Genomic DNA, 19,524 nt, shown 5'->3' with positions numbered 1-19,524 from the left:
ATCATTTATTTGGCACATTTTACCGTTAAATTTCGCTTCTGTCAGTTTGCGTGTTAAAATGACCGCACTTTTATAATTAAACAAGGAATTTTTATGCGTCCTAATGAACGAGCATTAAACCAACCACGACCAATTAAAATTACTCGCCATTACACTAAGCATGCGGAGGGTTCAGTGTTAGTGGAGTTTGGAGATACTAAAGTGATTTGTACAGCTACAGTAGAAGAAACTGTACCTCGTTTTCTTAAAGGGCAAAATAAAGGCTGGGTAACTGCTGAATATGGCATGTTACCACGTTCAACTCATAGCCGAATGCAACGCGAATCAGCTAAAGGTAAGCAAAGTGGTCGTACGATGGAAATCCAACGTTTAATCGCTCGCTCTTTGAGAGCGGTGGTTGATTTGACAGTTCTTGGCGAACGTTCTATTACGCTTGATTGTGATGTTATTCAGGCTGACGGCGGTACTCGTACAGCGGCGATTACGGGCTCTTGTGTTGCTTTAATTGATGCAGTGAATGAGTTAATTAAAAATGGTACGCTACTTAAAAATCCTATTAAAGGTCTAGTTGCAGCAGTCTCTGTGGGAATTGTTAATGGAGAGAGCGTGTGCGATTTGGAATATGTAGAAGATAGCTCAGCAGAAACAGATATGAATGTCGTTATGACAGATGATGGTCGCATGGTGGAAGTACAGGGTACAGCGGAAGGTGAACCATTTAGCCACGAAGAATTATTGCAGTTATTGGACCTTGCTAAGCAAGGCTGTGAGCAAATTTTTCAAGCACAACGTAACGCATTAGCACAATAAAACAGATATGGATACAAAATGCAGGATTATAAACAACAATTTATTAAGTTCGCATTAAGTCGGAATGTATTAAAATTCGGAGAGTTTGTGTTGAAATCGGGCAGAAAAAGTCCTTATTTTTTCAACGCAGGGTTATTTAATTGTGGTGAAGATTTAGCTCTCTTAGGGCAGTTTTATGCTTTTGCTATTCAAGCAGAAAAGTTGGATTACGATGTGATTTTCGGTCCAGCCTATAAAGGTATTCCAATTGCTACCTCAGTGTCTATCGCTTTGTTTAATCAATTTCAACTAAATAAGCCAGTGTGTTTTAATCGTAAAGAACTGAAAGATCACGGCGAAGGTGGTTATTTGATTGGAAGTAAGATGCAGGGTAATGTGCTTTTAGTTGATGACGTGATTACGGCGGGTACAGCAATTCGTGATGCTATGGATTTAATTCAAGCGAATCAAGCTCAATTAAGTGCGGTAGTTATTGCACTAAATCGTAAAGAACGTGGTAGGGGAGAATTATCTGCAATTCAAGAGGTGGAAAGAGATTATCAGTGCAAAGTTTGTTCAATTATTGAGTTTGATGACCTTATGCAATTTATTGAACAAGAAAAAAAATATCGTGAATTTTTACCTGCAATGCAAGATTATCGACAACAGTATGGTGTGTAAAAAAGCGATTGAAAGAAAATAGTGGTTTTAGTAGGAATTTAAAATTTCATTGAACTTTGAGTGAGTTGGAGAATTGGATGAGTTTTATTGGAAAATTATTAGGTCTTTTTGTTGGTTGGAAGCTCGGTGGCTTTTTTGGGGCAATGGTTGGTGTATTTCTTGGGCATATTGCTGATAAAAAACTATATGAATTAGGTAGTGTTCGATCGACGTTTTTTAACGGTAAAATGACTCGCCAAGCCCTTTTTATGCAAACTACTTTCGCAGTATTGGGGCATTTGAGTAAAGCAAAAGGTCGTGTAACGGAACATGATATCGCATTAGCAACTAGTTTAATGCAACAAATGAATCTTGACGAAAACTCTCGTAAATTAGCACAGCAAGCCTTTAGTCGTGGTAAAGAAGCTGATTTTCCAATCCGACAAGTACTGCGAGAATTTCGTCTTGGTTGTGGACAACGTGCGGATTTGATTCGTATGTTTTTCAGTGTGCAATTCAAAGCAGCATTTGCTGATGATCATTTGCATGAAAATGAAAAAGATGTGCTGTTTGTTGTTGCTGAAGAATTAGGGCTTTCACGTTTTCAATTTGAACAAATGATCATGGCTGAAATTGCTGCTCGTCATTTTACTCGAGGTGGATTCTATTATCAGTATTCAGGGCAACAAGACCAATATCAACAGCAAAATTATAGTGAGTATCAACAAAATTCAGGACCAACTCTTGATGATGCATACAAAGTGTTGGGAGTAACGGAAAATGATGATCGTAATGCAGTAAAGCGAGCTTATAGACGTTTGATGAATGAACATCATCCTGATAAACTGATTTCTAAAGGTTTGCCGAAAGAAATGTTAGAAATGGCTAAAGAAAAAGCCCAGCAGATTCAAGCGGCTTATGATTTAATTTGTAAATATCGAAATTGGAAATAGTAGTATTCACAGTTTTAGATCATTAATTTGTTTGTGTTATTTATAAAAATCGGGAAATCATATTCCCGATTTTTTAGTAAATTTAGCTAAAAATTAAAATTTCGCTAATAACATAGCTTCTAATTTTTCTTGATCAGCAGCGAACTTACGGATGCCGTCAGCTAGTTTTTCAACAGCCATTGGATCTGAGTTGTGTTGCCAGTAAAATTCACTTTCAGTTAATGGCTGAGGTTTAGCTTTAACTTCTCCGCTGAAACTGAGTTTTCGTAAAAGTGTATTCGAATTTTCCTGTAATTCTTTTAGGAGAGCTGGTGCAATAGTTAAACGATCGCAACCAGCTAATTCTGTAATTTCACCAACATTACGGAAACTGGCTCCCATTACAACAGTTTTATAGCCATATTGTTTGTAGTAATTGTAAATTTTAGTAACAGAAATTACGCCAGGATCTTCAGATGGCATATAGTCTTTTTTATCACTATTGGCTTTATACCAGTCAAGAATACGCCCAACAAAAGGTGAAATTAAATATACGCCAGCTTCTGCACAGGCTCTAGCTTGTGCTTCAGAGAAAAGTAGAGTTAAATTACAGTTAATACCTTCTTTTTCAAGAATTTCTGCAGCACGGATTCCTTGCCAAGTAGACGCAATTTTTATTAAAATGCGATCATTTGAAATGCCAGCTTGGTTATAAAGCGAAATAAGTTTTCGAGCTTTTTCAACAGTAGCATGAGTATCATAAGAATAGCGAGCATCTACTTCAGTCGAAATCCGTCCAGGTACAATTTTTAAAATTTCCAAGCCAATGTTTACTGCTAATTTATCTTCAGCATCAATTAGTTGCTGTTTTTTGTCCGCACTTTTTTGTTTTGCATAAGCAATTGCTTCGTCAATTAAAGGTGCGTATTGAGGTAAAGCCGAAGCACTTAAAATCAAAGAAGGATTTGTTGTTGCATCTTGTGGTTGATATTTTTTGATTGCTTCTATATCGCCAGTATCAGCAACAACAACAGTCATCTCACGTAATGAATCTAATTGTGTGGTCATAATTTTCCTCTAAAATTTATTATGGATTACTTCAATTGTTTTACTACAATAGCATAACTTCATTGTAATAGAACAATAATTTTAACTTTAGTTGTAATAGGTAGATTTCAAGTGCTATATATTAATACTATTGTAAAAAATAACTGTGATCTTGTTCACAGTATTGAGAGGATAAATATGACTGTACGTTGTCATTGGGTTAATAATTCACCAATTTATATTGATTATCATGATAATGAATGGAGTAAGCCACAATATGATAGCATTAAATTGTTTGAGCAACTCTGTTTAGAAATCCAGCAGGCAGGTTTATCTTGGATTACTGTTTTGAAAAAACGTGAGAATTATAGGAAAGCATTTTATTATTTTGACCCTGTTAAAGTTGCTAAAATGACAGCACAAGATATTAATATTTTAATGAGTGATGCTGGTCTTGTTCGTCATCGCCAAAAATTGCAAGCTATTGTTAAGAATGCACAAGCATATTTATTGATGGAAAAGTGCGGTGAAAATTTCAGTGATTTTATTTGGTCTTTTGTAAATCATACACCTTATATTCGGGATGTGAAGACGAAAGATGAGATACCGATAACGACATCTACTGCACTATTAATGTCTGATGCTTTAAAAAAGCGAGGATTTGCTTTCATAGGTGAAAAAATTTGTTATGCTTTCATGCAAGCGACGGGATTAGTTAATGATCATTTAAATGATTGTATTAGTAAGTATAAATAAAATGCTTTTTCATAGGATTTTATTTATAATTCAAGTCAATTTCATTTCGCAGTAAATTAGACGGTAACTAATGAAAAAAAATTATTATACACTTCTTTCTTTGTCTATTTTGACCGCACTTTACAGTGTGTCTAGTTCAGCAGAATTGAAACATCAGTGTTTATTTGGTGTTCCTCACTTTATTGGAGAAAAAGTTTCAGGAGATCCTAATTCTTTACCCATATATATTGAAGCTGATAGTGCAGAGCTGAATCAGCCAAAATATGCACGTTATGAAGGAAATGTGGATATTAAACAAGGTAATCGTCATTTAAAAACTGAAATCGCAGATATAAAGCAAACAGGTATAGGCGAAGGTGTGCAACGATATGCTTACGTTGCGGGAGGATTTCATTATAGCGATGATTTGATTAATCTTTCTGGTGATAATGGGAAGTTACATTTAAATACTAAAAATGCAGATATTGCCAATGTGAGTTATCATTTTGTTGATCGGCAAGGTAGAGGAAAAGCAGAACAGTTAGAATTACGCGAAAATTATCGTTTAATGAAAAATGCTAGCTTTACGTCTTGTTTGCAAAGTGATGATGCTTGGCAAATCGAAGCGGCAGAAATGAAGCAATATATCAAAGAAGAATACGCAGAGATGTGGCATGCTCGTTTTAAAATATATGGCGTGCCAGTATTTTATACTCCTTATTTTCAATTGCCTATAGGAGATCGCCGTCGAACTGGTTTGCTGATTCCTGATTTAGGAGGTTCAAGTCGAGATGGTTATTGGTTCTCCCAACCTTTTTATTGGAATATCGCTCCCAATTTTGATGCGACTATTACACCAAAATATATGTCTCTACGTGGTTGGCAATTAGATAATGAATTTCGTTATTTAACTCAAATTGGTGAAGGTAAAATTGCGGGAGAATATTTGCATAATGATCGCTATGACAAATTTACTAGTTCAGATCGTAGCCGTTATTTAATACATTGGAAGCATAATTCTAATTTTTTACAAAACTGGCGTTTAAACATTGATTATACTAGAGTTAGTGATAAAAGTTATTTTACTGATCTCAGCTCAAGTTATGGTAATAGTACAGACGGTTATGCGGATCAGAATTTTCGTATTGCTTATTATCAGCCTAATTACTATGTTGCTATTTCAGCAAAGCAGTTCCAAATATTTGATTCAGCCGTAATAGGTCCTTACCGAGTATTACCACAAATTGATTTTAACTATAATAAGAATGGATTAGTAACAACTCCATTAGATTTTAGTGTATTTGCACAAGTAGCCCATTTTGAAAATAAAAGCTCATTGATGCCGAGAGCTTGGCGATTTCATTTTGAGCCGACAGTTGGGTTACCTCTTACTAACCGCTATGGTAATGTGAATATTGAAGCTAAGCTTTATGCAACTCATTACAATCAAATCAAAGGAAATAGTACAGAGGCCGAAAATGTGCAAAAGACGATTAATCGTGTTTTACCGCAAATTAAGATTGATTTGCAGACACTTTTAGCGAGTAATAATACTTTTATCGAAGGCTATACACAAACTTTAGAACCTCGAGTTCAATATTTATATCGTCCTTATCGTAATCAGAGTAATATTGGTTCTAGACGTAATACAGATTATCTAGGATTTGGTTATGATTCAGCATTGTTACAACAAGACTACTTCTCATTATTTCGAGATCGTCGCTATAGTGGTTTAGATAGAATTGCATCAGCAAATCAGTTTACTTTAGGAGGAACGACTCGTTTTTATGACAATCAGTCAAATGAGCGATTCAACTTATCTTTAGGGCAAATTTATTATATTCGTGATTCTCGTATTGACGAAAGCGATGCTAACAGTACTCATGGTTCTTCATCTTCTTGGGCGTTAGAATCTAATTGGCGAATTAACCCTCAATGGAACTGGCGAGGAAGTTATCAATATGATACTCGTTTAAAAGAAACATCATTAGCAAATACAACCCTAGAGTTTAATCCTCAAGGAAATAATCTTGTACAGCTTAATTTCCGTTATGCTAGCCAATCTTATATTGACCAAAATTTGACATTGGGAGTTAATCGCTATAATCAAGATATTAAACAACTTGGCGTTACAGTAGCTTGGGATCTTACTGATAATTGGTCTGTAGTAGCTCATCATTATCAGGATCTAGCGTTAAAAAAACCAGTAGATCAATACTTAGGAATCCGTTATAACTCTTGTTGTTGGTCTGTTGGCTTAGGAGCTAAGCGTAATGTAACAGCAAGACCGTATCAACAAGATAATAAACTACATTATGATAATAGTGTTGCTATTAACTTTGAGTTACGTGGTTTGGGTAATGATCACCGTAGTGGTATTGATGACATGCTACGAAAAGGAAAATTATCTTATATTAAAGCGTTTAGTTTGTATTAAATAGCTTGAAACCGCATTTTCTATAAAGATGTTAAATAAACATCGAAACGGTGGTTTTTAGTTTCTCGACTGAAGTGCGGTGCTTTTTTAGCAATAAATGGTGCATAATCAGGGCGTTTCACTATGACCCGTTTTTGAGCAAGCTTAAGGGCTGGCTCTAGGAAGTTGTCCGCATCAGCATCAGAGCCAATTAATTGTTGAAATAATTGCATTTCTTTTTTTACTAATGCAGATTTTATTTTATGGGGATACATAGGATCTAGATAAACTACGTCACAAGCATTAGCTATTGGATCTAATTCTGTAATATGATTTATTGGCAATAAGATCATATTTTTTTTCATCATTTCACCAATTTCTTGATCTGCATAAGCACGCTGTAAGCCATCTTGAAGTAATAAGCGTACGACTGGATGACGTTCGACTAATTTGATCTGACATCCAATTGCGGCTAATACAAAGGCATCTCGACCTAACCCAGCTGTAGCATCAATTACATTGGGCAAATAATCTTTTTTTATACCGACTGCTTTTGCAATAGCCTCGCCTCGTCCACCTCCAAATTTGCGACGGTGGGCCATTTTACCACTAATAAAGTCAACAAAGACAGCACCTAATTTAGGATCACTTAACTTTCTTAATTCTAACCGCACTTGACCGTTAAATTCGGTTTGAATTAAACCAAAAGAAGAAGATGAATCGTGTTTTAACCCTTCATTTTCGCAAAGAGTAATAAATTTCTCTGCATCACCGCTTTCGCAAAGTAATTGAATTGCTATTTTCTGATTAACCATAAACCTGTTTCTACATGTTCAGTATAAGGGAATTGATCAAACAATGCTGCTTTTTCAATACGATGAGTATTTGAAAGTACAGCTAAATTTTGGCAAAGTGTATAAGGATTACAGGAAATATACAAAATACGATCATAATTTTGTACTAATTTGACTGTATCAGGATCAAGTCCTGCTCTAGGAGGATCAACTAAAATAGTCTGGCAATTATAGCTTTTAAGATCGATGCCTTTTAGTCGATTAAATTGACGCACACCATTTATCGCTTTAGTAAAATCTTCGGCAGACATTCGAACAATTTGCAAATTTTCTATTTTATTTGCTTGAATATTAAATTGTGCAGTAGCAACCGATGATTTAGAAACTTCTGTCGCAAGAACTTTACGAAAATTTTGTGCTAGTGCTATAGAAAAATTACCATTGCCACAATAAAGTTCGAGTAGATCGCCTTGACTGTTTTTAGTACATTCTATCGCCCACTGTAACATTTCTTGATTTATTACTGCGTTAGGCTGAGTAAAACTATTTTCTACTTGTCTATAGGTATAATTTTCATCGTTGATTTTCAACACTTCATCAACAAAATCTTGTGTTAAGCAAATTTTTTGTTTATTTGCTCTGCCAATGAGTTGAACATCGAAAGCCTGTCGAAGCTGTTTCAGCAATTGTTCAGCAGCTTGCTGCCATTCGTTATCTAGAAATTTGTGATACAGTAAGCTAACTATGATTTTATTACTGAGAGTACTGAGATAATCAATTTGAAAAAGTCGTTGATGTAGCACAGGATATTGTTTTAACAGAGGTAAAATTACTTCCATCATTTGATTAATTAACTTACTAGCGACAGGAAAATGATCTACTCTGTAACGTTGATGCGTTTGTTGATCAAACATAATGTGATAGAAGTCATCATTATCATGCCAAATGCGAAATTCGGCTCGCATGCGATAATGCTGTGTAGGTGAAGAGAAAACTTGCAATTTAGGAGCATTAAATGGAGATAAAAGTGCGGTCAGTTTTTGTTGTTTTTTCAGCAGCAATTCATCGTATTGCTCAATAATGGATGTTTCTATCATAAAAAATATATGGTTATTATCAAAACTGTATTTTACAAAAGTAAAAGGCTTGATTATTCAAGCCCTTAGTATTTTTTATTCGGCAGTAAAATCATCTAGATTATCTGTACCTACAGCACCAGATAAAGTATAAACACGTTTTTTAGTTGCAATTAATGAACAATATTTCTGCCATGTTTTTTCAAAGAAAGTTTCTGCTGGACGCTGTCCTCTACAAAACTCGATAAAATTTTTCTCCTCTTGGCTGACAGGTTGACGCTCACCTAAATCTAAGGCCTTGAATGCTTGTCCATATTGCTCTAATACCTGTGACTCTTTAATAGTATAGTCACCATGTCGAGCAAAGCCACGTGGATAATTTTTATCATCAAAAAAACGACGGGTAACGCTAAAGCTTTCTGTCATAATATCCTCAATAATCAATAGTAAAAATTGGCTCGCATTAAACCAATTTTTTATTAGTTTTGCAATTTTTTTATTATTTATCCAACAATTTAATTGTGGTCTCTATATAATCTCTGATAAATCCATCGCGTGTTCGTGATAGTCCCTCTGGATTAATACGGTATTTCCCATTAATATAAAAATCTGGTACACCTCTCACTTTCATTTGTTCGGCAGCTTTGATCTGCTTGTTCACTAAGCTGTTAACTGCAAAACTGTTTATTCCGCCATCAAATTGTTCTGCAGTAATGCCTTGTTGCAAGAAAATAGTACGAATATTTTCCATTGAAAATGAGTTTGTATCTCCTTTCATTGCTGCTTTTTGGGCGACATCAAATAATGCAGGTTTTACTTTTTCTTCTACGCCTAATGCCATTGCTAATGCCCATGCACGTGTAAGATTTTCAGATTGTAAACCTAAAAAATTGACGTGATATTGTTTGAATTTTGTTCCTTCAGGCAATTTTTCTTTAATTTTTTGTGGAATCTTATATTCTTCCTCAAAAGAGCGGCAGTGCGGACAGTAAAAAGAGAAAAACTCTATTATTTCTGGCTGTAAAGAGCGAACGGTATCTAGCCGAATATATTGTTTACCTTCAGTTAAATCAGTAGCTTGTAAGTTAATTGCTAAGAAAAAAGAAAATATTGTAAAAATTAATTTCTTCATAAAACTCCTTATATTACTTAATAATACCGCGTGCTTTTAAAAGTGCGGTTTTAAAATCTTCTTCATAATCTTTTTTTAAGCCAGGAATAGTGTCGTATTTTCCCATACCATACATTTTTAGATGATAAATAATTATTTCATCGCTTAATTCTGATAATGGTTTTTCAAACCCTGTTTCCATTGCAATTTTTTGCAAGACTTGAATTAAATTTAATTCAGGCTCATTAGACCAATATGGTTGCAAAAGTTCCAAAACTTCATTCAAACGATGACATTTCATGTGGCTTTCCTTATCATATATAAAGTGCGGTTAATCATACTTCAATTAAGTTAATAAGAAAATATGAAAAAAACAATTAGTGCAGTTATTTTAGCTGGTGGTTTGGCAAGAAGAATGGGGGGCGTTGATAAAGGTCTTCAATTATTAAAAGGGAAGCCACTATTTATGCATATTTATGAAAAGCTAAAATCACAGGTCTCACAAGTTTCCATTAATGCAAATCGAAACCAAAATTTGTATAGTCAAAGTGGATTAGCAGTATTCTCTGATTGTTTAGATGGGTTTCAAGGACCTTTAAGCGGAATGCTAACAGGGTTGAAAAGTGCAAAAACGGATTTTGTGCTTTTTGTTCCTTGTGATAGCCCTTATTTCCCTGATAATCTATTAGAAAAATTAAAAAGTGCGGTGGAAAAAGAGCAAGTTTTAATAGCTTATGCTACAGATTTAACACGTGAACATCCGACGTTTTGTTTGATTTCAACTACATTGCAAGGACAATTAGAACAATATCTGCAAACAGGAGAACGCAAGTTATTAAAATTTATGCAAAAAAACAGAGCTGTAGCAGTGTGCTTTGGAAAAGAAGCAAACTTTACTAATATTAATACAATGGATAAATTGCAAACCTTAAATTTATCTTCGCCTAAACAAAGTTAGACTAGCATCAATTCTACTCCCATTTCACGAATAGCCTCTTGAGTGTTAATTGGTAAATTTCGATCACTGATAATCGTATTAAATAAATTTAGCGGACAAATATGAAAAATAGCGTTTTTACCGTATTTCGATGAGTCAGAAACTAAAATACGTGTTTGGCTTGATTCAATGATAGTTTTTTTTACTGGTAATTTATTTTCATCAGGTGTTGTTAACCCCTTTAAATTCCAAGAAGAAGTAGAAATAAAAGCGATATCCACTGATATTTTTTGGAGAAATTCCGCCGTGAGTTGACCAACTGAAGACTGATTGGATTTATTTACCGTTCCACCTGAATGGATTAAGCCACATTTTCCTTTATCAATTAAGAAGTTTGTAATGACAAAATCATTAGTTATAACTTGTAGATCTTCTCTTTCCGTGATTTGACGAGCTATTTCCAACGTAGTTGTGCCAGCATCTAAATAAATAGTTGTGTTATGCGGGATAAGCTTAGCAGCTTGGCTACCGATATTTGCTTTTTCTGCAGGGAAGAGTAGATATTTATCGTTACGAGTTGGCTCCGTTGATAAGTGTTCTAATGATTTAACACCACCAGATACAGAAGCAACTTTTCCTTCTTGTTCCAGTTTTTGAATATCACGTCGGATTGTCATATGTGATACGCCTAAAATATCTACTAAGCTACTAATGCTGATTATTGTATTTTGATTAATCAAGTTCAGTAATCGTTTTTGTCTTTCTGCGGGAATCATTATATTACCTCCAAAATTTCTTCCACTCATTATAAAGATTTTTCACTAAAAATCATGTGTTTTAAATTAACAAAAAATCACAAAAATATTTTTTATTGTTAATTTTTGTGAGTAATGTCACAGTTTTTTGTTTATAAGTTGGTAGAATAAAAAGCAAGTTATGCTAAATAATTGACTGTGAAAGGGTGAGTTTATGAAAAAAATTTTTTCTGTTGCTGTGATTGGATTAGGAGCAATGGGTATGGGAGCGGCAAAATCTTGTATCGCAGCTGGTTTAGATACTTACGGCGTAGATTTAAATCAGACCTACTTAGATGCTTTAAAAGCTATGGGAGCAAAAGCAGTTGCTACAAGGGCGGTGGATTTTGCTAAAGAATTGGATGCAGTCTTGTTATTAGTTGTGAATGCCAACCAAGTGAATGCGGTGTTATTCGGTGAAAATGGCTTGGCAAAACATTTAAATAAAGGTACAGCAGTGATGATCTCCTCAACCATTTCTGCACAAGATGCGAAAGATATTTCACATAAATTAACAGGTCTTGGCTTAATTGTGTTAGATGCTCCTGTTTCAGGTGGTGCAGCTAAAGCTGCACAAGGCGAAATGACGGTAATGGCGTCAGGTTCTGCTGAAGCCTTTGAAAAATTAAAACCTGTTTTAGATGCGGTTGCAGGCAAAGTCTATAACATCGGCGAAGAAATTGGCTTAGGTGCAACGGTGAAAATTATCCACCAATTATTAGCTGGCGTGCATATTGCTGCAGGGGCAGAAGCAATGGCGTTAGCTGCCCGTGCAGGTATTCCACTAGACCTGATGTACGACGTAGTAACTAACGCGGCAGGTAACTCTTGGATGTTTGAAAACCGCATGAAACACGTTGTTGATGGCGACTACACACCACTTTCAATGGTGGATATTTTCGTAAAAGATTTAGGTTTAGTAAGTGACACGGCAAAATCGTTACGCTTCCCACTTCATTTAGCAAGCACAGCGTACTCAATGTTTACCGAAGCAAGTAACGCAGGTTACGGCAAAGAAGATGACAGTGCAGTAATCAAAATTTTCAGCGGTATTGAGCTACCGAAAAAAGGAGGCAACTAATGCTAGGCATTATTGCAGACGATTTTACTGGTGCGAGCGATATTGCCAGTTTCTTAGTGGAAAATGGTTTACGCACTATACAGATGAACGGTGTACCTAAATCGGCTTTAAATGATGAAGTTGATGCGATTGTAATTAGCTTGAAATCTCGCTCAAACCCCGTTGATGAAGCGATTGCACACTCTCTATCTGCTCTTGAATGGTTAAAACAGAACGGTTGCACGCAATTCTATTTCAAATACTGCTCAACTTTCGACAGTACCGAAAAAGGTAATATTGGCCCAGTTACCGATGCGTTAATGTCAGCATTAGAGACTGATTTCACCGTAGTAACACCAGCATTGCCTATCAATGGTCGCACGATCTTTAACGGCTACTTATTCGTCGGCGATGTGCTATTAAGCGAATCAGGTATGCGTAACCACCCAATTATCCCAATGAAAGATGCTAACTTAGTGCGTTTAATGGACGCTCAATCTCAAGGCAAAACAGGATTAGTTGCCTATGCTGATGTCATCCAAGGGGCTGAACGTGTGAAAGCTCGCTTTGCAGAATTAAAAACACAGGGCTACAAATATGCTGTTGTTGATGCCGTAGACAATGCACAACTTACGGTGCTTGCCGAAGCAGTGGCTGATTTCAAATTAGTCACAGGTGGCTCTGGCTTAGGGGCTTATATGGCGGCTTACCGTTCAGGTGGTCAGAAAGGTACAAATGCCTTTGTACCAAGCAAAGGCAAAACTGTTGTGCTTTCAGGTTCTTGCTCAGTAATGACGAACAGCCAAGTGAACGCTTATAAACAACAAGCTCCAAGCTATTTCTTAGAAGCAGAAAAAGCAATTAACAATCCGAACTATGTAGAAGAGATCTACCAATGGGTGATTGAAAATTTAGACGGCGACTTGGCTCCTATAGTTTATGCCACAGTGCCACCAGAAAAACTCAAAGAAATTCAAACTCAATTTGGTAGCGATAAAGCTAGCCACGCCATTGAAGGCACTTTCGCTAAATTAGCGGAAAAATTGCAAGCAGCAGGCGTAACTAACTTTATTACCGCTGGTGGAGAAACCTCTAGCATTGTAGTTCAACAGCTTGGATTTAGCGGTTTTCACATCGGTAAGCAAATTGCACCAGGTGTGCCGTGGTTACGAGCGGTCGAAAAACCAATTTTTCTTGCATTGAAATCAGGAAATTTCGGAAAAGAAGATTTCTTCTCTTATGCACAAGGAATGTACCAATGACCGAACAAGAACAAAAAATTGAAATGGTAAACCTCGCTCGCTCTTTATTTGAGCGAGGCTATACCGTAGGCGGAGCAGGCAATCTTTCTGTCCGTTTAGATGAAAATCGCATTTTAGTTACGCCAACAGGTTCATCGCTTGGGCGACTACAGGCAGATCGCCTTTCAGTCCTTGATATGGAAGGAAATGTCCTTGAGGGTGATAAACCTTCTAAGGAATCGATTTTTCATTTGGCGATGTACCAAAAAAATCCGAACTGTAAAGCGATTGTACATCTTCACTCTACTTATTTAACCGCACTTTCGTGCTTGGAAAATCTAGACACAGACAATGCAATAAAAGCCTTCACGCCATACTATGTAATGCGAGTGGGTAAACTGCCCGTCATTCCTTACTACCGACCAGGCGATAGCAATATTGCCCGAGAGTTAGGCGAAAGAGCCTTAGACGGTAAAGCGTTTTTACTGGCAAATCACGGTGTTGTGGTAACTGGTTCAGATTTAGTTGATGCGGTGGATAACACTGAAGAGCTGGAAGAAACCGCCAAACTTCATTTTATTCTACAGAGTCAGAAAGTTCGCTATCTCACTGATGATGAAGTGAATGACCTGAAAAACAGAGGAAAATAAAATGCCTAAATTTGCAGCAAATCTCACAATGATGTTTAACGAAGTGCCGTTTTTAGATCGTTTTGAAGCGGCAGCAAAAGCAGGTTTTAAGGCTGTTGAATACCTGTGGCCTTATGACTATCCCGCTGAAGAACTTAAAGCCAAGCTAGAAAAATATGGCTTAAAACAAGTGCTATTTAATACCGCAGCAGGCGATGTTTCAAATGGCGAATGGGGAGTTTCTGCCATTCCAAATAGAGAAGCAGACAGCCATCGTGATATTGATTTAGCGTTGGAATATGCCCTCACATTAGGTTGTGAAAATGTACACGTTATGGCAGCGGTTGTGCCAGAAGGCGAAGATCGTGAAGTCTATAAACAGACTTTCATCAAAAATGTGCAGTATGCCGCAGACAAATTCAAACCACACGGCATTAAGGTATTACTCGAAGCACTAAGCCCAGAAGTAAAACCAAACTATCTGTTAAAAAGCCAGTTTGATACGTTGGAAATTGTTGAAGCGGTTAATCGAGACAATGTCTTTGTTCAGCTTGACTACTTCCACGCACAGAATGTGGACGGCAACCTTTCTCGTTTAACCGATAAATTAAACGGCAAATTTGCTTATATTCAAATTGCGTCTGTGCCAGATAGACACGAACCTGACGAAGGCGAAATTAACTACGAATACATTTTCAACAAGCTCGATGAAATCGGTTATGACGGCTATGTGGGTTGTGAGTATAAACCAAGAGCAGAGACGATCTTAGGATTAGGTTGGTTTGAGAAGTATAAATAGAGGGATAAATAAAATGAATATAGTCATTACAGGTGGTGCAGGCTTTTTAGGACAACGCCTTGCGAAAACTTTATTAACTCAGCATTCGGACAAAATTGAAGAATTAGTATTAGTTGATGTCATAAAACCAATAGCACCAAATAATGAGCCCCGTGTACGTTGTTTGGAAATGGATTTGAGAAATCCGCAAGGCTTGGATGAAATAATTAGCGAAAAAACAACCGCACTTTTCCACTTAGCAGCAATTGTAAGTAGCCATGCTGAGGAGGATCCTGATTTAGGTTATGATATCAATTTTTTAGCAACTCGTAATTTACTTGAAATTTGCCGTAAAAATAACCCGAATATTCGCTTTATTTTCTCCAGCTCGTTAGCGGTATTCGGTGGCGAACTTCCAGAAGTGATTACTGATAGTACAGCGGTTACACCACAATCAACTTATGGATCACAAAAAGCAATGTGTGAATTGCTCATCAATGACTATTCTCGCAAGGGATTTGTTGATGGCATTGTGCTTCGTTTACCAACAATTTGTATTCGTCCAGGTAAACCAAATAGAGCAGCATCCTCTTTTGTCAGTAGTATTATCCGTGAACCTCTACACGGCGAAGGGTCTATTTGCCCTGTGTCAGGCTCGTTGGATTTATGGCTTTCTAGCCCGAATACTGTAATCAATAACTTTATCCACGCATTAACTTTACCTAGCTTACCGCCACGCAGTTGGCACGTGATTAATTTACCAGGTTTCAAAGTAAGCGTAGAGCAAATGCTATCTGATTTAGCTTCAATAAAAGGAGAGCGAATTTTAGACAAAATCCAATTTAAGTTTGATGAAAATATTAACAACATCGTTGCCAGCTGGCCCGTGGAGATAGATAAGACTACCGCTCTCAAACTGGGTTTTACGGCTGATAACAACTTCAAAGAAGTCATTCAACAATTTATTCAATATGATATGTAATTAGGAGCAACTTTTTATGTTTGGCTTACCTATTCCGATTGTTGGGCTATTGATTGCTGTTTTTGTCTTAGCCTATTTAGTATTAAAAACACGTGTTCACGCATTTATCGCTATGTTAACAGCATCTGCTATTGCTGGTCTTATTGGTGGAATGTCTGTAAACGATACGTTAGGTGCAATCAGTAAAGGTTTTGGTGGCACATTAGGTGGTATCGGTATTGTTATCGGCTTAGGTGTTATGATGGGAAGCGTGCTTGAAGTTTCTGGTGCAGCAGAAAAAATGGCATACAGCTTTATCAAAATGTTAGGCAAGAAAAAGGAAGAGTGGGCATTAGCGATCACAGGCTATGTGGTGAGTATTCCAATCTTCGTAGATTCTGCTTTCGTGATTCTTTATCCTGTAGCAAAAGCCTTAGCAAAAAATGGTAAACGCTCGCTTTTAACTTTAGGGGTTGCTCTTGCAGGTGGCTTAGTGGTAACACATCATACTGTACCACCAACACCTGGTCCATTAGGCGTTGCTGGCTTATTTAATGTTGATCTCGGCTTAATGCTCTTAGTAGGTATGGTTATGGCGATTTTACCTGTAATTGGTATCGTGCTTTATGCTAAATGGTTAGATAAAAAATATCCTGACTTTAACCAACAAGTTTTCACTCAAGAAGAGTTAAAACAAAAATTTGATGATTACATCGAAAGCCGTGAGAAGAAAAATTTACCAACTTTAGGTCTATCGCTATTGCCAATTGTGTTACCTATCGTTCTAATCTTCATTAAAGCAATGTTTGATTTATCAGGGAGCGTAGAGCTAAGTCAATCAAGTGTTTATCAATTTGTTGCTTTTGTGGGACATCCAATGATCGCACTGGCATTAAGTGTATTAGTTGCTGTTTACACGCTTCTTCCAAATATAGATAAAAATACGACCGCACTTCATCTTGAAGAGGGGGTAAAAACGGCAGGTATTATCTTATTAGTAACGGGAGCTGGTGGTGCATTAGGTGCGGTATTGCGTGATAGTGGAGCAGGTAAGCAATTAGCAGAACAAATTGCTCAATTACCAATTTCGTCAATCTTAATTCCATTTATTGTTTCTATAGTAGTTCGCTTTATTCAAGGTTCAGGAACGGTTGCAATGATTACAGCCGCATCTATTTCTGCCCCAATCTTAGCTCAAATTCCAGGTGTGAATATGTTATTGGCTGCTCAAGCAGCAACCATGGGTTCACTCTTCTTCGGTTACTTCAATGACAGCTTATTCTGGGTTGTGAACCGTATGATGGGAATTAATGATGTGAAAAAACAGATGATTGTGTGGTCTGTACCAACTACTATTGCATGGGGTATCGGCGGTATCAGTGTGATTTTAGCTAATCTCATTTGGGGTAATGATGGTTCAATATTTGATCTTACATTTCCCCTAGGAGTGATAGCGATTATTGTGATTTATATCAAAGTGCAAAATAAGAATTTAAGTAAGTAGTTTAATGAATAAATGCGATAGCTTACTTTATATAATTCTCAATTTATGTAAATTTTTGTGAAATTTAATTATTACTATAGACTTATGGGCATTATTTCAGTAAGGTTGTTATGACACTATTCATAAACAATAAAGGAGAAAAATATGGGCTTATTTGATTTTGTTAGCAATATAGGTAAAAAACTTTTTTCTAAGCAGGAAGAAGCATCAGAAGCAGTTACTAAACATATTGCTGAAGACAACCCTGGAGTAGAGAATGTTTCTGTCACTGTAGAAGATGGAGTTGCAAAAATTCAAGGGAATGCGGTATCAGCTGAAGCACTAGAGAAGGCTATTCTAATGGCAGGTAATATTGAAGGAATTAATTCTGTTAATGTTGATTCAGTTACTGTTACAAATGGTGAAGCTCTTGCGAGTGATGATCAATTTTATGTAATTCAAAAAGGCGATACTTTATGGAAAATCGCAGAGAAAGCTTACGGTAGTGGAGCAAAATATACTGCTATTGTCGCAGCGAATAAAGAAGTTATTAAAGATGCGGATAAAATTTTCCCAGGACAGAAAATTCGCATTCCTAAATCATTATAGTTAATTTTAATGGCATTAAGTCAGTAAAAGTGCGGTAAAGTTTTTAATAATTTTTAGATAATAAAGAAAGGCTAATTTTCACTTAGCCTTTCTTTTTCGTTATCAGAGGGAAATCACAACTGATGTCTATTCCATATTAGCGACAATATCACGAGCGAATTCAGTAGTTGAACGCAATTTTGCGTCTTTTAACATTTCTGCAAAGTCAAAAGTGACTGTTTTATTAGCGATAGTTTGTGATACTGCTTTCACTACTAAATCAGCTGCCTCTATCCAACCAAGATGGCGTAACATCATTTCTCCACTTAATATCAATGAGCCTGGATTACCTTTATCCTGTCCAGCAATTTTAGGTGCGGTGCCATGGGTCGCTTCAAAAATTGCAGCATCAAAACCGATATTTGCACCTGGAGAAATACCAATTCCACCGACCTGAGCGGCTAGTGCGTCAGAAATATAATCGCCATTTAAGTTTAAAGTTGCGATTACATCATAATCAGTTGGATGCAGTAATACCTCTTGTAAAAATGCATCCGCAATGCAGTCTTTAATGATAATTTCACGTCCTGTTTTTGGATTTTTTAACTTATGCCATGGACCGTTATCAAACAATTCCGCACCAAATTCTTTTGCAACGTCGTAACCCCATTCTTTAAATGCACCTTCAGTAAATTTCATAATATTACCCTTATGTACGAGGGTAAGTGAAGTGCGGTCATTATCTATTACATATTGTAAAGCAGCTCGTACTAAACGTTGAGTCCCTTGTTTAGATACTGGTTTGATTCCAATGCCGCAGTCTTGTGGAAAGCGAATTTTGGTTACGCCCATCTCTGTTTGTAAGAACTTGATTACTTTATCAGCCTCAGTTGATCCCGCTTTCCATTCTACACCTGCATAAATATCTTCGGAATTTTCACGAAAAATAACCATATTCACTAGCTCAGGATGCTTTACAGGGCTTGGTGTGCCTTGATAATAACGAATTGGACGCAAGCAATTGTACAGATCTAAACTTTGACGCATTGCGACATTTAAGGAGCGAATTCCACCGCCGACAGGTGTCATTAATGGTCCTTTAATTGCAACATGATATTCACGGATAAAGTCTAACGTTTCAGCTGGTAACCACGTGTTCTTACCATATATTTGATTCGCTTTACTCCCTGCATAAATTTCCATCCATTCAATTTTACGTTGTCCTTTATAGGCTTTTTCTACTGCTGCATCAATGACAAATCTCATTGCGGGCGTTACATCAATACCAATACCATCACCCTCAATAAAAGGAATGATAGGATTGTCTGGGACAATTAGTGAACCTTTACTATCTAATTGAATTTTATTGCCTTTTGGTACAACGACTTTTGATTGAAATGCTTGCATAAGGAATTTCCCCTGTGATTAACTGTTGTGTTAGTATAGATAACAGCGTTATTTTTTAAATGAAATTAATTTATACTAGGTAACAT

At 36.5% G+C, this 19,524-nt stretch carries 21 protein-coding genes; 13 read left to right on the top strand and 8 right to left on the bottom strand.

Features of this window, described 5'->3' with window-relative positions; translation table 11 throughout:
- Positions 1–93 precede the first annotated feature (93 nt).
- The 3 genes from rph to djlA all read left to right on the top strand — a co-directional run bounded on the left by rph (position 94) and on the right by djlA (position 2,402).
- Positions 94–810 carry a ribonuclease PH gene (gene rph / locus ACFQ02_RS05000; RefSeq protein WP_380820080.1) on the top strand — a complete coding sequence of 239 codons (717 nt, stop codon included), beginning with the start codon at positions 94–96 and terminating at the stop codon, positions 808–810.
- A gap of 18 nt (positions 811–828) precedes the next feature.
- Positions 829–1,470, top strand: coding sequence for an orotate phosphoribosyltransferase (gene pyrE, locus ACFQ02_RS04995; RefSeq protein ID WP_380820077.1), 642 nt, complete (start codon positions 829–831; stop codon positions 1,468–1,470).
- Between the two features lie 77 nt (positions 1,471–1,547).
- Positions 1,548–2,402, top strand: a complete 855-nt coding sequence (djlA, locus tag ACFQ02_RS04990; RefSeq protein WP_380820075.1) for a co-chaperone DjlA — start codon at positions 1,548–1,550, stop codon at positions 2,400–2,402.
- A gap of 93 nt (positions 2,403–2,495) precedes the next feature.
- Here the strand turns inward: djlA and tal are convergent, their stop codons facing one another.
- Entirely contained in the window at positions 2,496–3,449 is a 954-nt protein-coding gene (tal, locus tag ACFQ02_RS04985; RefSeq protein ID WP_380820073.1) for a transaldolase, read from the bottom strand.
- A gap of 177 nt (positions 3,450–3,626) precedes the next feature.
- Here tal and ACFQ02_RS04980 point away from each other — a divergent pair, with 177 nt between their 5' ends.
- On the top strand, positions 3,627–4,184 hold the full coding sequence (locus ACFQ02_RS04980; RefSeq protein ID WP_380820071.1) for a DNA-3-methyladenine glycosylase I: 558 nt from the start codon (positions 3,627–3,629) through the stop codon (positions 4,182–4,184).
- Positions 4,185–4,254: 70 nt separating this feature from the next.
- The gene (lptD, locus tag ACFQ02_RS04975; RefSeq protein WP_380820069.1) at positions 4,255–6,600 is read left to right on the top strand and encodes an LPS assembly protein LptD; all 2,346 of its coding nucleotides are present in this window, start codon (positions 4,255–4,257) and stop codon (positions 6,598–6,600) included.
- Positions 6,601–6,620: 20 nt separating this feature from the next.
- Here lptD and ACFQ02_RS04970 read toward each other — a convergent pair whose 3' ends face one another.
- The 5 genes from ACFQ02_RS04970 to ACFQ02_RS04950 form a co-directional block, all read right to left on the bottom strand.
- Positions 6,621–7,394, bottom strand: a complete 774-nt coding sequence (locus ACFQ02_RS04970) for a class I SAM-dependent methyltransferase (protein ID WP_380820066.1) — start codon at positions 7,392–7,394, stop codon at positions 6,621–6,623.
- Positions 7,376–8,470, bottom strand: coding sequence for a tRNA (uridine(54)-C5)-methyltransferase TrmA (gene trmA, locus ACFQ02_RS04965; protein WP_380820064.1), 1,095 nt, complete (start codon positions 8,468–8,470; stop codon positions 7,376–7,378). Before trmA ends, ACFQ02_RS04970 begins: the two co-directional genes overlap by 19 nt.
- A 75-nt stretch (positions 8,471–8,545) precedes the next feature.
- Positions 8,546–8,875, bottom strand: a complete 330-nt coding sequence (locus tag ACFQ02_RS04960) for a DUF413 domain-containing protein (protein ID WP_380820062.1) — start codon at positions 8,873–8,875, stop codon at positions 8,546–8,548.
- A gap of 73 nt (positions 8,876–8,948) precedes the next feature.
- A complete protein-coding gene (gene dsbA / locus ACFQ02_RS04955; protein WP_380820060.1) occupies positions 8,949–9,581 on the bottom strand; it encodes a thiol:disulfide interchange protein DsbA in 633 nt (210 codons plus the stop codon).
- 13 nt (positions 9,582–9,594) lie between these two features.
- A complete protein-coding gene (locus ACFQ02_RS04950) occupies positions 9,595–9,861 on the bottom strand; it encodes a YihD family protein (RefSeq protein WP_380820059.1) in 267 nt (88 codons plus the stop codon).
- Between the two features lie 63 nt (positions 9,862–9,924).
- Between ACFQ02_RS04950 and mobA the strand changes: the two genes are divergently transcribed.
- Positions 9,925–10,518: a molybdenum cofactor guanylyltransferase MobA gene (mobA, locus tag ACFQ02_RS04945; RefSeq protein WP_380820056.1), complete on the top strand. Its 594-nt coding sequence runs from the start codon at positions 9,925–9,927 to the stop codon at positions 10,516–10,518.
- Here mobA and ACFQ02_RS04940 read toward each other — a convergent pair.
- Positions 10,515–11,273: a DeoR family transcriptional regulator gene (locus tag ACFQ02_RS04940; RefSeq protein WP_380820054.1), complete on the bottom strand. Its 759-nt coding sequence runs from the start codon at positions 11,271–11,273 to the stop codon at positions 10,515–10,517. The two genes, mobA and ACFQ02_RS04940, sit on opposite strands and share 4 nt — an antisense overlap.
- A gap of 193 nt (positions 11,274–11,466) precedes the next feature.
- On the opposite strand from ACFQ02_RS04940, the gene ltnD reads away from it, so the two are divergent.
- The 7 genes from ltnD (at position 11,467) to lysM (ending at position 18,052) form a co-directional block, all read left to right on the top strand.
- Positions 11,467–12,372, top strand: coding sequence for an L-threonate dehydrogenase (gene ltnD / locus ACFQ02_RS04935; RefSeq protein ID WP_380820052.1), 906 nt, complete (start codon positions 11,467–11,469; stop codon positions 12,370–12,372).
- On the top strand, positions 12,372–13,613 hold the full coding sequence (gene otnK, locus ACFQ02_RS04930) for a 3-oxo-tetronate kinase (protein WP_380820049.1): 1,242 nt from the start codon (positions 12,372–12,374) through the stop codon (positions 13,611–13,613). Before ltnD ends, otnK begins: the two co-directional genes overlap by 1 nt.
- Positions 13,610–14,242 (top strand): 3-oxo-tetronate 4-phosphate decarboxylase, encoded by a 633-nt coding sequence (otnC, locus tag ACFQ02_RS04925; RefSeq protein ID WP_380820047.1) that lies wholly within the window; start codon positions 13,610–13,612, stop codon positions 14,240–14,242. Before otnK ends, otnC begins: the two co-directional genes overlap by 4 nt.
- Before the next feature lies 1 nt (position 14,243).
- Entirely contained in the window at positions 14,244–15,020 is a 777-nt protein-coding gene (otnI, locus tag ACFQ02_RS04920; RefSeq protein ID WP_380820044.1) for a 2-oxo-tetronate isomerase, read from the top strand.
- Positions 15,021–15,033: 13 nt separating this feature from the next.
- Positions 15,034–15,981 (top strand): D-erythronate dehydrogenase, encoded by a 948-nt coding sequence (gene denD / locus ACFQ02_RS04915; RefSeq protein ID WP_380820042.1) that lies wholly within the window; start codon positions 15,034–15,036, stop codon positions 15,979–15,981.
- A 16-nt stretch (positions 15,982–15,997) separates the two neighbouring features.
- Positions 15,998–17,464: a GntT/GntP/DsdX family permease gene (locus ACFQ02_RS04910; protein WP_380820040.1), complete on the top strand. Its 1,467-nt coding sequence runs from the start codon at positions 15,998–16,000 to the stop codon at positions 17,462–17,464.
- Positions 17,465–17,608: 144 nt separating this feature from the next.
- A complete protein-coding gene (lysM, locus tag ACFQ02_RS04905; RefSeq protein WP_380820038.1) occupies positions 17,609–18,052 on the top strand; it encodes a peptidoglycan-binding protein LysM in 444 nt (147 codons plus the stop codon).
- Positions 18,053–18,178: 126 nt separating this feature from the next.
- Here the strand turns inward: lysM and icd are convergent, their stop codons facing one another.
- Positions 18,179–19,438 carry an NADP-dependent isocitrate dehydrogenase gene (icd, locus tag ACFQ02_RS04900; RefSeq protein WP_380820036.1) on the bottom strand — a complete coding sequence of 420 codons (1,260 nt, stop codon included), beginning with the start codon at positions 19,436–19,438 and terminating at the stop codon, positions 18,179–18,181.
- Between the last annotated feature and the right edge of the window lie 86 nt (positions 19,439–19,524).

Origin of the sequence: Seminibacterium arietis, assembly GCF_042675725.1 — a bacterium.
Taxonomy (GTDB): domain Bacteria; phylum Pseudomonadota; class Gammaproteobacteria; order Enterobacterales; family Pasteurellaceae; genus Seminibacterium; species Seminibacterium arietis.
The sequence above is the reverse complement of the archived record's forward strand: the minus strand, read 5'-3'. Positions and strand labels throughout refer to the sequence as shown.

Bases quoted from the DNA above. Each gene is read 5' to 3' on its own strand.
- trmA (WP_380820064.1), bottom strand. From the start codon at position 8,470: ATGATAGAAACATCCATTATTGAGCAATACGATGAATTGCTGCTGAAA.
- icd (WP_380820036.1), bottom strand. From the start codon at position 19,438: ATGCAAGCATTTCAATCAAAAGTCGTTGTACCAAAAGGCAATAAAATT.
- otnI (WP_380820044.1), top strand. From the start codon at position 14,244: ATGCCTAAATTTGCAGCAAATCTCACAATGATGTTTAACGAAGTGCCG.
- otnK (WP_380820049.1), top strand. From the start codon at position 12,372: ATGCTAGGCATTATTGCAGACGATTTTACTGGTGCGAGCGATATTGCC.
- mobA (WP_380820056.1), top strand. From the start codon at position 9,925: ATGAAAAAAACAATTAGTGCAGTTATTTTAGCTGGTGGTTTGGCAAGA.
- ACFQ02_RS04970 (WP_380820066.1), bottom strand. From the start codon at position 7,394: ATGGTTAATCAGAAAATAGCAATTCAATTACTTTGCGAAAGCGGTGAT.
- rph (WP_380820080.1), top strand. From the start codon at position 94: ATGCGTCCTAATGAACGAGCATTAAACCAACCACGACCAATTAAAATT.
- ltnD (WP_380820052.1), top strand. From the start codon at position 11,467: ATGAAAAAAATTTTTTCTGTTGCTGTGATTGGATTAGGAGCAATGGGT.
- lysM (WP_380820038.1), top strand. From the start codon at position 17,609: ATGGGCTTATTTGATTTTGTTAGCAATATAGGTAAAAAACTTTTTTCT.
- djlA (WP_380820075.1), top strand. From the start codon at position 1,548: ATGAGTTTTATTGGAAAATTATTAGGTCTTTTTGTTGGTTGGAAGCTC.
- ACFQ02_RS04960 (WP_380820062.1), bottom strand. From the start codon at position 8,875: ATGACAGAAAGCTTTAGCGTTACCCGTCGTTTTTTTGATGATAAAAAT.
- tal (WP_380820073.1), bottom strand. From the start codon at position 3,449: ATGACCACACAATTAGATTCATTACGTGAGATGACTGTTGTTGTTGCT.
- ACFQ02_RS04950 (WP_380820059.1), bottom strand. From the start codon at position 9,861: ATGAAATGTCATCGTTTGAATGAAGTTTTGGAACTTTTGCAACCATAT.
- lptD (WP_380820069.1), top strand. From the start codon at position 4,255: ATGAAAAAAAATTATTATACACTTCTTTCTTTGTCTATTTTGACCGCA.
- ACFQ02_RS04980 (WP_380820071.1), top strand. From the start codon at position 3,627: ATGACTGTACGTTGTCATTGGGTTAATAATTCACCAATTTATATTGAT.
- ACFQ02_RS04940 (WP_380820054.1), bottom strand. From the start codon at position 11,273: ATGATTCCCGCAGAAAGACAAAAACGATTACTGAACTTGATTAATCAA.
- ACFQ02_RS04910 (WP_380820040.1), top strand. From the start codon at position 15,998: ATGTTTGGCTTACCTATTCCGATTGTTGGGCTATTGATTGCTGTTTTT.
- denD (WP_380820042.1), top strand. From the start codon at position 15,034: ATGAATATAGTCATTACAGGTGGTGCAGGCTTTTTAGGACAACGCCTT.
- otnC (WP_380820047.1), top strand. From the start codon at position 13,610: ATGACCGAACAAGAACAAAAAATTGAAATGGTAAACCTCGCTCGCTCT.
- dsbA (WP_380820060.1), bottom strand. From the start codon at position 9,581: ATGAAGAAATTAATTTTTACAATATTTTCTTTTTTCTTAGCAATTAAC.
- pyrE (WP_380820077.1), top strand. From the start codon at position 829: ATGCAGGATTATAAACAACAATTTATTAAGTTCGCATTAAGTCGGAAT.